This window comes from Shewanella sp. 10N.286.52.A9 (assembly GCF_041468985.1).
Classification (GTDB): Bacteria; Pseudomonadota; Gammaproteobacteria; order Enterobacterales; family Shewanellaceae; genus Shewanella; species Shewanella japonica.
The window spans coordinates 147876-160666 of record NZ_JBFRJQ010000004.1 but is presented as its reverse complement, the minus strand read 5'-3'; the positions used below and the strand labels follow the sequence as shown (position 1 = coordinate 160666).

11 protein-coding genes are annotated in these 12791 nt (G+C 40.2%); 7 read left to right on the top strand and 4 right to left on the bottom strand.

The features are described from left to right. Positions 1-3 precede the first annotated feature (3 nt). From hisB to hisG, 4 genes are read right to left on the bottom strand one after another with little or no spacing between them, the layout of a single operon-like run. On the bottom strand, positions 4-1071 hold the full coding sequence (gene hisB, locus AB4128_RS03225) for a bifunctional histidinol-phosphatase/imidazoleglycerol-phosphate dehydratase HisB (protein ID WP_065107955.1): 1068 nt from the start codon (positions 1069-1071) through the stop codon (positions 4-6). A gap of 47 nt (positions 1072-1118) precedes the next feature. Next, a complete protein-coding gene (hisC, locus tag AB4128_RS03220) occupies positions 1119-2201 on the bottom strand; it encodes a histidinol-phosphate transaminase (RefSeq protein WP_372036790.1) in 1083 nt (360 codons plus the stop codon). A gap of 13 nt (positions 2202-2214) precedes the next feature. Next, entirely contained in the window at positions 2215-3501 is a 1287-nt protein-coding gene (gene hisD / locus AB4128_RS03215) for a histidinol dehydrogenase (RefSeq protein ID WP_372036972.1), read from the bottom strand. A 47-nt stretch (positions 3502-3548) separates the two neighbouring features. Then, positions 3549-4448 carry an ATP phosphoribosyltransferase gene (gene hisG / locus AB4128_RS03210; protein WP_055023212.1) on the bottom strand — a complete coding sequence of 300 codons (900 nt, stop codon included), beginning with the start codon at positions 4446-4448 and terminating at the stop codon, positions 3549-3551. 542 nt (positions 4449-4990) lie between these two features. Here hisG and AB4128_RS03205 point away from each other — a divergent pair. The 7 genes from AB4128_RS03205 to fadD all read left to right on the top strand — a co-directional run bounded on the left by AB4128_RS03205 (position 4991) and on the right by fadD (position 12738). Continuing rightward, positions 4991-6916, top strand: a complete 1926-nt coding sequence (locus tag AB4128_RS03205; protein WP_372036787.1) for an ATP-dependent DNA helicase — start codon at positions 4991-4993, stop codon at positions 6914-6916. Positions 6917-6969: 53 nt separating this feature from the next. Then, a complete protein-coding gene (gene tsaB / locus AB4128_RS03200; protein ID WP_119968580.1) occupies positions 6970-7677 on the top strand; it encodes a tRNA (adenosine(37)-N6)-threonylcarbamoyltransferase complex dimerization subunit type 1 TsaB in 708 nt (235 codons plus the stop codon). Positions 7678-7830: 153 nt separating this feature from the next. After that, positions 7831-8262, top strand: a complete 432-nt coding sequence (locus AB4128_RS03195; protein WP_372036785.1) for a hypothetical protein — start codon at positions 7831-7833, stop codon at positions 8260-8262. Continuing rightward, positions 8255-8941, top strand: a complete 687-nt coding sequence (locus tag AB4128_RS03190; RefSeq protein ID WP_055023208.1) for a M50 family metallopeptidase — start codon at positions 8255-8257, stop codon at positions 8939-8941. Before AB4128_RS03195 ends, AB4128_RS03190 begins: the two co-directional genes overlap by 8 nt. 70 nt (positions 8942-9011) lie before the next feature. Then, entirely contained in the window at positions 9012-9887 is an 876-nt protein-coding gene (locus tag AB4128_RS03185) for a class I SAM-dependent methyltransferase (protein ID WP_372036783.1), read from the top strand. 29 nt (positions 9888-9916) lie between these two features. Then, positions 9917-10831 (top strand): alpha/beta fold hydrolase, encoded by a 915-nt coding sequence (locus tag AB4128_RS03180; RefSeq protein WP_372036781.1) that lies wholly within the window; start codon positions 9917-9919, stop codon positions 10829-10831. Between the two features lie 233 nt (positions 10832-11064). Next, positions 11065-12738, top strand: a complete 1674-nt coding sequence (gene fadD / locus AB4128_RS03175) for a long-chain-fatty-acid--CoA ligase FadD (RefSeq protein ID WP_372036779.1) — start codon at positions 11065-11067, stop codon at positions 12736-12738. Positions 12739-12791 lie beyond the last annotated feature (53 nt).

Genomic DNA, 12791 nt, shown 5'->3' with positions numbered 1-12791 from the left:
TCCTTACAGTACACCTTTACTTGAAGGCAGCAAATCACCTTCGACTTTTACTGCTTGGCGTAACGTGCGGCCTAAAACTTTGAATAGCGCTTCAACTTTGTGGTGATCATTATCGCCATCGGTGCTGATGTGTAACGTACAACGCAGGCCATCGGCAAATGAGCGGAAAAAGTGTGGCACCATTTCAGTGGCCATTTCACCGACCATTTCACGATCGAACTGAGCATTGAATTTAATAAATGGACGACCAGAAATATCCATTAAACACTCTCCATTTGCTTCATCCATAGGCAGACTGAAGCCGAAACGGGCAATACCACGTTTATCGCCTAGTGCTTGGCGTAATGCGTCGCCTATGGCTAAGGCGGTATCTTCAACGCTGTGGTGATCGTCTATTTCTAAATCGCCATCAACAGTCACATCCATTCTGAAATTTCCGTGAGTTTGAATTTGATCTAGCATGTGGTCAAAAAAGCCAATACCTGTATCAATTTTGCCTTTGCTAGTATCATCAAGGTTAATATTAACTTTAATATCCGTCTCTTTTGTTGTGCGAACAACTTCACTGATACGGCCTTGATTTAAGATTGCATCTGTAATGGCAGCCCAATCGAGTGTTTCACGTTGATATTGAAAACTACGGATCCCCATAGCACTTGCAAGTTCTACATCAGTATAACGATCACCAATAACCGCCGAGGTCGTAAAATCGACTTTACCTTGTGTTAAGTACTCTTTGACCAAGCCTAATTTAGGCTTACGACAACTGCAATTATCAGCGTCAAAGTGTGGGCAAATGACGACATCATCAAATTTGACACCTTGGCTTTCAAAGATTTGCATCATCATATTGTGCGGTGCGTCAAAGTCTGCTTGTGGGAATGAATCTGTGCCTAAACCATCTTGGTTGGACACCATCACTAAACGGTAACCCGCTTTTTGTAGTTTCAGTAAAGAAGGAATGACTTGTGGTTCAAACACTAGCTTATCAAGTCTATCTAACTGCTTATCAATTGCTGGTTCCTCAACTAAGGTGCCATCTCTGTCGATAAATAAAATGTTTTGTTTCATCTCTTTTCCTTCAAAATATTTTTATTCTTTAAATTGGGTAATATCTATCAAACGGGTGAGTTTAGGCTGTTGATTGCATCGATGAGTCTGTCTGTGTCAGATGCATGGCTAAAACTAAATCGAATTCGACTTTGTAAACGTGGGTCTTTATAAGCCCGTGCAACTATCCCAGCTTGCTGCAAAGCGTTACTGACCGTATCAGGTTGAGTAAATTCAGCTAATACAAAATTACCGTGGGCAGGTAATACTTTAGCGCCAGCTTGTTGCAGCGCATTGGATAATCTCTGCCCTTGAGTGCTGAGCTGTGCAACTTGCTGCTGCATTAACTCAATACCCGTTATCGACAGTGCTTTTTGCGCTAATTCTGCAACGGGAAGAGGCACTGGGTAAGGCGCAATAACCCGCATAATTAAACTGATAATATCGCTGTTGGCCATTAAAAAACCGCAGCGAGATCCTGCTAATGCAAATGCTTTTGAAAGGGTTCTTAACACGACCAGGTTAGGATACTGAGTCACTAAGTCAGCCACTGAGTATTGCGGAGAAAACTCAATATATGCTTCATCAACCACCACAATGGCATTTGGCATAGCTTCAACGGCCGCTGTAATATCCTGCTTTTGAATAATCGTGCCAGTTGGATTATTGGGGTTGCAAATAAAGACGACTTTTGCGCCATCAATTTGCGAGGCATAATTTTCTGGGAGTTGATAGCTATCAGTTAGGTTTAAATTGTTGACACCTACATTGTATGTTTGTGCGCTGATCGCATACATACCGTAAGTCGGCCCAAAGCAAGCTATTTTATCAACGCCTGGGGTACAGAAGGTTCTAATAAGTAGCTCAATCCCCTCATCAGCACCACGAGTTGAAACGATATTTTCAACAGGCACCTTAGCATATTGACTGTAAGCATTAATTAATGGCTCAGGCTGACATTCAGGGTAACGATTTAATGTATCTAAATCGCTATTATTAAAAGGCGACTCATTGGCGTTTATCCAAATATCGCCGCGACCACCAATGCGTCTCGCACTTTCATAGGGAACAAGGCTTAACAGCTCTGGTCTAGCTAACGATTCTGCTAACGTTAGCGCAGATTTTGATGAGGATTCACTGTTATTTGTCATCTATCTTTACTCTTTATAAGCTATTTAAGCGAATGGCTACGGCATTTTTATGAGCATCAAGTAACTCATTTTCTGCTAGTACCATGACTGTTTCGCCAAGACCTTGTAAGCCTTGTGGAGTTAATTCTTGTACGGTAAATCGGCGAGAAAAATCAGCTAATGACAAACTAGAAACGCTGCGACTATATCCGTAAGTTGGTAATACATGGTTGGTTCCACTCGCGTAATCGCCAACTGATTCTGGCGTATATGCCCCTAGAAAAACACTACCTGCGGCTCGAATATTGGTTAATACATCACGAGGTTTTTCAGATTGTATGATTAAGTGCTCAGGACCATAAAGGTTAGATACCATGGCTGCTTGAGACATATCATCAACAATGATAGACCGGCTGCAACTGAGTGCTTGTGCGGCTATATCTTGTCGAGATAAGACGTTAAGTTGCTTACTGAGCTCTCGGTTGACTTCATTAGCCACTGATTCAGAATCTGTGACTAACATAACCTGTGAATCAGGCCCATGTTCTGCTTGGGATAACAAATCAGCCGCGATAAAGGCTGGATTTGCGAGTTCGTCTGCAATGACAAGCACTTCCGAAGGGCCAGCTGGCATATCAATTGCGACGCTGCAGCGGCCATCTTGTGAAACTAAACGTTTAGCTTCAGTGACAAAGCGATTACCGGGGCCGAAGATTTTATCAACACTTGGCACCGATTCAGTACCAAAGGCGAGGGCAGCGATAGCTTGTGCACCACCAACCTGATAAATTTCTGTGATGCCACAGACCTTTGCAGCATAAACAATTGCGTTATTAATTGGTGGAGGACTGACTAAAACACGTTGCTCACAGCCTGCAATTTTAGCTGGTAAAGCCAGCATCATTACCGTAGAAATTAGCGGCGCACTGCCGCCTGGTATGTATAAACCGACTTTCTGAATTGGCTCAGAGCGAAGCTCACAGCGAACACCGGGTTGCGTTTCTACATCAATTGCTTGGAATGTTTGTGCTTGGTGAAACGTTTCAATATTATTCACGGCATTAGCAACAGCAGACTTAACCTCTTCAGATACTCTGGTACAAGCTAGTGAGATATCATCATCAGACATAGCAATGGAGTCGATACTAACCCCATCGAACTGCTGACTATATTTGACTAAAGCGCTGTCACCATCAGCCACAACGGTGTTGATGATGTCTCTAACTGAACGCTCAACACTATTGTCACCAACTAATGGCGAGCGATTTAGCGCAGTTTGTTGCTTTGTTGAACTTAATTCATTCCAATCTAGAATTTGCATTGTTTGCTGTGTTTGCATATGCAGCTCCACTACGACAAATGTGTTAGTTAACCGGCCATTTTTTCGATAGGCATAACAAGGATTGAACTCGCACCCAGTGCGGTTAATTCTTCCATTGTGTCCCAGAATAAATCTTCAGTGCTAACGGCATGGATTGCGACCCGATCAGTATCATCATTGAGTGGTAATACGGTTGGGTTTTCAGCACCCGGTAATAGTGCAACGATTTGATCAAGAGTTTCTCTTGGTGCGTGTAGTAGAATGTACTTGCTTTCACGAGCTCGTACGACGCCGTTCATGCGTGAAAGGATTTTATCGATGAGTGCTTGTTTTGCTGGTACTTGTTCCTCAGCTGATTGAATAATGCATGCCATTGATTGATAGATGATATCTGTTTCGTATAAACCATTCGCTTCAAGAGTTGCACCTGTTGAAACTAAATCACAAATACCGTCAGCTAATCCTGCACGTGGGGCAACTTCAACCGAACCTTTTAACATACAGTCGCTATAGTTAATGCCTTTTTGTTGCATGTAACGACGTAGAAGGTTTGGATAAGAAGTCGCAATACGTAAACCTTCTAGTGAGCTTGCATCTTCATAGCTAAATTCATTTGGAACAGCGAGTGAAAGACGACATGCTCCGAAATCTAATTCACGTAATTTTACACAGTCAGCTGGCTTACCAAGTGTTTGACGTTCTATTTGTTCTTCTTCAAGAACATTCTCGCCAATAATACCTAAATCAACGACACCATCCATAACTAAGCCAGGGATATCATCATCACGTACACGCAGTAAATCGATTGGCATGTTGTCAGCGTGTACAATTAAACGTTGTTCGTTTACGTTGAACTTTACGCCACAACTTTTAAGTAATTTTTGTGATTCTTTTGAAAGGCGACCTGATTTTTGAATTGCAATACGCAGTCTGTTATTTTCGCTCATGATGTATTTCCTATTAAATTTGATATAAAAACAATTATTTAAAGCCTAAAACTAAAAAACCCCTGAAATTTCTTTCAGGGGTTTGTGTATGTTTTTACAACCGCCTGAAGGAAATAGTCCTCCGGCAGTAAGCATCCGAAGGCTACCGCAAATGGTGATGATGATGGTTTGTATTGATTCGGATGAACATAATAAATTCTCTATTAAACTAGCTTGTGTAATTTCATTACAAACAATCTAACCCCTTTTAATTTTGTTTGCAATACAGAATAAACACTATTTGCATTTTTTTGCTAAATAAAAAATATATCTTATATCAGTATGATTTTTAGGCTTATTTTTGCTCTGTTTGTATATACAAGTAAGGTGTTTAATTCAGATAAATCAATGTTTATCGTCGAAATCATCAATGATGAGCCTTAACTCAAAGAAACTTTATTTCATTGTTTACTGTTGTAAATCATTGGATAATGAAAAGCTTGATAGATGACCGAGTACGGTTATTTGTTTTTTCCACTAAAAAGGCAAGATTAAGCATCATAGTGAGCAGCAAATTACGCAAAGAAGTCGACTTGGCTTTTTCTCCTCAGGGCGCTTTAGCAAAAAGTGTTCATCAATATCGTCCAAGGCAAAGTCAGTACGACATGGCTTTGGCTGTGACGAGTGCCATCAGTGATAAACACAATTTAATTTTAGAAGCAGGAACAGGTGTAGGTAAAACGTTTGCTTATCTGATCCCTGCATTATTAAGTGGTAAGCAAGTGATCATTAGTACAGGGAGTAAAAACCTGCAAGAACAGCTTTTTTTCAAAGACTTACCACTATTATTAACCATGTTTTCTGTCGCGCCCAAAACGGCGCTACTAAAAGGTCGCAGTAATTACTTATGTCAGCTTAGGTTGGAAAAGAACTTACAAAAAATAAGTCAAATGTCACCGCAAGTGGTTGATGAGCTGATCAAGATAAATCAATGGGCTAGTATGACCAAAGATGGTGATATTGGTAACTTAACCTCAGTAGCAGAACATTCGGCCACCATTGCCACAGTCACCAGCACCAAAGAAAGCTGCACTGGTAAAAAGTGCAGTTATTACGATGCCTGTTTTAGTCGTAAAGCCAAGGTTAAAGCGCAAGATGCGAAAATTGTTGTGGTTAATCATCATTTATTCTTTGCCGACCGATTACTAAAAGACACAGGATTTGCAGAATTATTACCAGAAGCCGATGTCGTCGTTTTTGATGAAGCTCACTTGGTTCCTGATGTTTGCATTAACTATTTTGGCCAACAAATTGCGACGCGTGATATCGACAGAGTGCTAAATCAAATTATTGATGTGTATCGAACAGAGCTAAGAGACAGCATTCAATTGGAGCAGCTGAGTCAACGACTATTAGTGAAGTTATCTCGTTGGCAAAATGCATTGCTTGAGGGGGATGTCACAGATTGGCGCCACGTTATTTCAAATAAAGATTTAGCCACACAATCTTGGGATTTATTGAATGAACTGACGACGTTGCTTGCTGTGACAACAGAACATGTTGGCCGCAGTGAAACGTTAGATAATGTAGTAGGTCAACTATCTTCAATCGTTGCACAGCTTCAATTGTACTTTGAATGTAATGATCAAAATGCCGCTTACAGTGTTGAACCTAGTGGTCGATTTACTATGTTAAGAATTGCACCGATTAATATCGCAAAGCAATGTCAGCAATTGTTTGATAAACAAACTCAATGGGTTTTTACCTCGGCGACGTTACAAGTGAACCGACAGCTTAAACATTTTGCTGACGAGTTGGGGCTGGGTAAAGCAAAGCAAATTATCTTAGATAGTCCGTTTGATTATCCAAACCAAGCATTATTTTGTGTGCCAAGACATCTTGCTAAGTCTGGTCAAACTGAAGCTAATGTTAATCAACTCGTAGATGTCTGTACTCAAGCAATTAATGCAGCTCAAGGACGGACTTTTATTTTATTCACCAGTCATCATATGCTGCAGCAAGTTGCGATAATGCTTCAACGTAAAGTGAATTATCCTTTGTTGGTACAAGGACAGGCGAGTAAGCAAAGCTTGTTAAATAAATTTCGCCAACTCGGTAATGGTGTATTGCTGGGGACAAGTAGCTTTTGGGAAGGTATTGATGTGAGAGGGCGGTTACTTAGCTGCGTAATCATCGACAAATTACCTTTTGTTTCTCCTGATGACACGTTATATCGCGCTAGAGCGGCAAACGCTGAGAGAAGTCATAACGATCCTTTTACGTCTATATCATTACCGCAAGCCGTTATTAGCTTAAAGCAAGGTGTGGGTCGTCTCATTAGGGACGAGAAAGACAGAGGGGTATTAATACTGTGTGACAACCGTATTGTAAATAGACCCTATGGCGAAGCATTCATCAATTCATTACCGCCAATGAGCAGGACTCGTGATTTAGATACTGCGTTACGCTTTTTAAAAAGTATCCCATAAGTTATTATAGCGACCATTATTTACCGAATTACTCTAGGGTTAACACGTCTTACATGGCTCACATTGATTCAGATTTAACAATACTTGCATTAGACACTTGCACAGAATCTTGCTCAGCAGCGCTGTTGCATAACCAAGATTTACATTGTCGTTCAGCAAATGCACCAAGAGAACATAGCCAGCGTTTATTGCCAATGGTTGATGAAGTATTGAAAGAAGCAAATATTAAGATTGCAGATGTAAACTTGATTGCATATGGGCGTGGGCCAGGTAGTTTTACTGGAATTCGAATCTGTACAAGTATGACTCAAGGCTTAGCACTAGGACATGATATACCTGTTATCGGTATTTCTACTTTGGCAGCAATGGCACAAATGGCTATTGACGCTGACAGTGCTAAACAAGTATTTGTAGCCATTGATGCAAGAATGAATGAAATATACTGGGGACAGTTTACTAATTCAGATGGTATTGCAACGTTAGTTGGCGAAGAACATGTATCTACTCCAGAGCAAGTAAATATACTGTTAGATACTGAGCAAACGATCACACTGTGTGGCACTGGGTTTGATGCATATCCTGATTTATTGTCAAATCTTGATTCTACACAAATGAGTGATATTAAATTACCCGATGCCAAAGCGATGTTAACACTTGCGCAATTGGGATATAAGCAAGGTTTATCGACTCCTGTGGATGAGCTTGCTCCCGTGTATTTGCGTGATACGGTGACTTGGAAAAAATTACCAGGGCGCGAATAATAGATTAGCTTTATTTGCTTGATGAGTTTGTGTTTAACTCTTGGCTTATTATTAGCTTAGTATTAGCTAAATATAGGTTTAATATTAGCTTTCTAATAATGTAGTTAAGTATGTGTGTGGTTAAATATGTGTTTAGTTAAATAGGAGGACAATTTGCTTCATACAATGCAATCATCAATTCAGCCTTTGTCTTCTTATAATCCATTTACATTAAGAACTGACACAAACAAGATTGCTGATAATAATAGTCAAAATAACCAAGCGGTAAGTAATCAGCAATCGACAGTTGATAGGTTAACTCGTTCTCGCCAAGTCTCTGAAGTGAATCATACTTCTGCGGCAAAACAAGAAACCTTGACCAAGGCAGTTGAACCGACTAATGCGCACGTTGTCTTTGTTGAGCAATCTGTTATTAACGATGCCGTCGATGCAAAACTGCAGTACGACAAGCAAACGCATTTTAACGCATCACAGCAACAGCATGTTCAAGGAAGTGAAGGTGCGATTAAAGAATACTTATTAAACCAACATGCTGCTCAACGAGAGCAAATTCAACAAATGGTGGGTATTGATTTATATGCATGATCCTAAGCCTGCTCGCTTATCTGCTATTCCTTCTAAAGGGCTTTTCTTTTTTGAACTACTGATTGCTTTTCTGATTACTAAACTGCCTATTATCAGTATTCCTTTTAAATGGTTTGAAAGCTATTTTCATGAGATTTCCCACGGATTAGCGGCTATAGCCAGTGGTGGCATTGTCACTCAAATTCAACTATTTCCGAATGGTGCGGGCTTATGTTTTACCCAAGGTGGCTTTGCTCCTTTCATCACTTTTAGTGGCTATTTCGGTGCTGCGCTGTGGGGGTATATCATCTTCTTATTGGCGACTTGGCGAGCGGGCATTAAATTTACCTTAGGCATTCTTGGTACAACAGTCCTCGCATCATTAATTTTCTGGGCGAGAGATTTATTAACCATATTCATTTTAATTTCGTTAGCCGTTGTGTTTCTAATGCCGCTTAAATTTAATAATTTTGCATGGCTTAACAGTTTGTTACGAACACTGGGTTTGATGATTGTGCTTAATGCTATGGCGAGCCCGACAATTCTTTTTGGTTTATCAACTCAAGGAGATGCGGCTAAGCTATCACAGTTAACATGGCTACCAGCTTGGCTTTGGGTAATAATCTGGTTAGTGTTTAGCTGCACTATGTTATGGATGTGTTGGCGAAGAGTAGACGACAAAAAGCCAGAAACAGTTTAGAGTGATCAACTTAGCAATTTTTGCCGTATCAGTTGCTGTTTTTTAAAACAATTTCTTCAGGGAGAAGACAATGAAACGTACGTTATTGTTAACCACAATGTTAGGTTTAAGTTCGATTGGTCTATCGACCATCAGTACAAATGTGGTTGCACATGATCACGGTCATTCAACAAGTGACAAAGCACAAGCTGTTAAAGTTAACCCTCAACTCGCAGAAGCTGTAGCAAGTAGCTTCAGAAGCGAAAAAAATTCAGCCCGTGATGGATATCGTCATCCTGCTGAAACCTTAGCTTTTTTAGGTGTTCAAGCGGATGATACCGTTATTGAGCTTTGGCCTGGCGGCGGTTGGTATGCCGAAATCTTGGCACCTTACCTTGCAGAAAAAGGTCAGTACATTGGTGGTATTTTTGAAACCAATCCAAAAGAAGATACTAAGCGCACTCAATATTACGCTAAAGCAGGTAAAAAGTTTCAAAGCTGGTTAGCTGATAACAAAGATGCTGTAGGTAATGCTAAAACGGTGACTTTTCAGCCACCTGCATCTGTTGTTTTAGGTGAAGATAACAGTGCTGACTATGTATTAACATTCCGTAACTTACATAATTGGGCTGGCCAGAAACAACTTGAAAATGCTTTTACAGCTTCTTTTAATGTACTAAAAGATGGCGGCGTTTTTGGTGTGGTTGAACATCGTGCAAACCCTGGTATGTCATTTGATAGCGGCTATATGGATCAGGCTGAAATGATTGCACTGGCTGAAAAAGTCGGCTTTACATTAGCGGCGTCATCGGAAGTGAATGCCAACCCTAAGGATACAAAAGATTATCCAAAAGGTGTTTGGACATTACCGCCACGTTTAGCCCTTGAAGATCAGGACAAAGATAAATATCTCGCGATTGGTGAAAGTGATCGTATGACTTTAAAATTTGTTAAAAAAGCGAAATAACCACGCTATAACTGATAAAGAAGATAATGATGAATGAGCCAATTGATGCGGCATTAGAATTTGAAGATGTCGATTTTCAATTGGCTCATATTCGTTTAGCAGCAAAGCGATATGGAAGTAGTAATAAACCCGTTTTACTGGCTTTACATGGTTGGTTAGATAATGCCGACAGCTTCGTACCGTTAGTTAATGCGCTATCTGAGCAGCAAGTATTTACAGATTATCAAATTATTGCCGTCGATTGGCCTGGTCATGGCTTATCTCAACATCGTCCAGGGCAATATCCATTGCATTGGATTGATTACCTCTACGATTTACACGAACTCGTTTTATTACTTAAGCAAGACCAGCCTGTAACCGTTATCGGACACTCTTTAGGTGGGATAGTTGCGGCAGCTTATAATGCGGCTTTCCCTGATAGCTTAAAGCAACTCATATTAATTGAAGCTTTATCGCCATTATTTGAAGATGTGTCGAAATCTAAAGCAAGAGTTAATCGAAGCTTTCAGCAGCATATCAGATTCAATCAAGCTGGGATTCAGGGGCAGAAACAACCTGAGTCTTCATCAAACTTAACGCTTGAGCGGGCCGTAAATGCCCGTCATAAACTCACTGGTATGGATCCTGAGTGGTGTGAGTTAATTATAAAGCGAAATCTTGAAATCAAAGATCATCAATATTGTTGGAAAAGTGATCCTCGTTTGAAACTGGATTCTCCTTATAGATTAACCTTTGAACAGGTTGATGTTTTAATGAGCGTCAGTGATACCCCTTGTTTATTAATATTAGCCGAAGAGGGCTATAAACAGTTAAAATTAGCAATACCGCAAGCTAAGCTGTGGTTTACACAGCTTACGAATGTGCAGATTAAAGGCGATCACCATTTACATATGGGAAGCGCAGCACAAGTTGCTAACACGATTAGAATATTTATTCTAAATTAAGCTTTCTTTGTTTTAAAATCACTAGGATTTTTAATTTATTTATGTGATTATGGTCTGAATTAAAACGGTCGTATGATTTTTTGCGGCTCAAGAATAATAACTATCAATAACGTTTTTACTGCAACTCATAACAATAATAAAAATATCAGCTAGTTTTAAGTGCAGTGATCTTCGACCTTGTAAAAATTGAAGCCCGTCTTCTTAGCAATGGTCAGGATAAATAGGAGAATTTTGTGGACCAGCCTTGGATTAATAATTTACCAGAACACGTACCGGCAGAAATTGACTCAGCGCAATTTTCAACCCTTGTCGATATGTTTGAATCTGCGGTAGCTAAATATGCTGACCAACCTGCGTTTATCAATATGGGGGCGACACTGACTTATAGGAAGTTAGAAGAAAGAAGTCGTGCATTTGCAGCCTATTTACAAAATGAACTCAAGTTAGAAAAAGGCGACAGAGTCGCCTTGATGATGCCTAATTTACTGCAATACCCAATTGCATTATTTGGTGTATTACGTGCGGGCATGGTCGTGGTTAATGTTAACCCTCTATATACCCCAAGAGAATTAAAACATCAGTTAGTTGATTCTGGTGCTAAAGCCATTGTCGTTGTGTCGAATTTTGCACGAACATTGGAAGAAGTAGTTTCAGAAACGCCTGTTGAATCGGTGATCATCACTGGGTTAGGTGATCAACTGAGTGCACCAAAAAGAACCTTAGTCAACTTCGTGGTTAAGTACATCAAGAAGATGGTGCCTAAATACAACTTGCCCCATGCATTGTCTTTTAGGCAGTCTTTAAGTAAAGGCCGTCGTTTACAATACGTAAAACCTGAGATTTCACCAGACGATTTGTCTTTCTTGCAATATACCGGTGGTACTACGGGTGTTTCAAAAGGCGCGATGTTGAGTCATAAAAACGTTGTGAGTAATGTTTTGCAAGCCAATGGTGCTTATTCGCCAGCTTTGAAAGATGGTACCGAATTTGTCGTTACTGCATTGCCGCTTTATCACATCTTCGCACTCACAGTTAACTGTCTGCTGTTTTTACATAAAGGCAGTAAAAACTTATTAATTACTAACCCTCGTGATTTACCTGCGTTCGTTGGCGAGTTAAAGAAGTATCCTTTTACAGCGCTGACAGGGGTTAACACGTTATTCAACGCCTTAGTTAATGATGAAGACTTCAATAGTCTTGATTTCAGCCGCTTAAAGCTTTCTATTGGCGGCGGAATGGCCGTACAAAAAGCCGTTGCTGACAAATGGCAAAGCATTACTAAGACACGATTACTTGAAGGTTATGGGTTAACTGAAGCATCGCCACTGGTGACGTGTTGTCCTTATAACCTTGATGGTTATAACGGATCGATTGGTTTCCCTGCGCCGTCAACTGACATACAAGTGCGTGATGATGAAGGTAATGTATTAGCCCAAGGTGAAACTGGTGAGCTATTTGCGAAAGGCCCGCAAGTTATGCAAGGCTACTGGCAGCGTCCAGAGGAAACTGCAAAAGTCATCGACAAAGACGGTTGGCTAGCGACTGGTGATATTGGTTATATGGATGAAAAAGGATTCTTTTTCATTGTTGACCGTAAAAAAGACATGATTTTGGTATCAGGTTTTAATGTATTTCCAAATGAAGTTGAAGATGTCATTGCACTGCATCCTAAAGTCATTGAGGTTGCGGCTGTTGGTGTTCCAAATGAAGCCAGCGGTGAATTAGTTAAAGTATTTGTCGTCGCAAAAGATAACAGCTTAACTGATAGCGATATTATTAAACATTGTCGTCATCATTTAACAGGATATAAGGTACCAAAGCTGGTAGAATTCAGAGATGAGTTACCAAAATCCAATGTAGGTAAGATTTTACGACGAGAGCTTCGAGACGAAGTTAAATCAGCGTAAAGTAAAGCCGGCAGTTGCCGGCTTTTTAATGCATCCTATTTAGACCTTTCATT

Coding starts and splice junctions, on each gene's coding strand:
- hisD (WP_372036972.1), bottom strand. CDS start 3,501: ATGCAAATTCTAGATTGGAATGAATTAAGTTCAACAAAGCAACAAACT.
- AB4128_RS03185 (WP_372036783.1), top strand. CDS start 9,012: ATGAAACGTACGTTATTGTTAACCACAATGTTAGGTTTAAGTTCGATT.
- tsaB (WP_119968580.1), top strand. CDS start 6,970: ATGGCTCACATTGATTCAGATTTAACAATACTTGCATTAGACACTTGC.
- hisG (WP_055023212.1), bottom strand. CDS start 4,448: ATGAGCGAAAATAACAGACTGCGTATTGCAATTCAAAAATCAGGTCGC.
- hisC (WP_372036790.1), bottom strand. CDS start 2,201: ATGACAAATAACAGTGAATCCTCATCAAAATCTGCGCTAACGTTAGCA.
- AB4128_RS03180 (WP_372036781.1), top strand. CDS start 9,917: ATGAATGAGCCAATTGATGCGGCATTAGAATTTGAAGATGTCGATTTT.
- hisB (WP_065107955.1), bottom strand. CDS start 1,071: ATGAAACAAAACATTTTATTTATCGACAGAGATGGCACCTTAGTTGAG.
- AB4128_RS03190 (WP_055023208.1), top strand. CDS start 8,255: ATGCATGATCCTAAGCCTGCTCGCTTATCTGCTATTCCTTCTAAAGGG.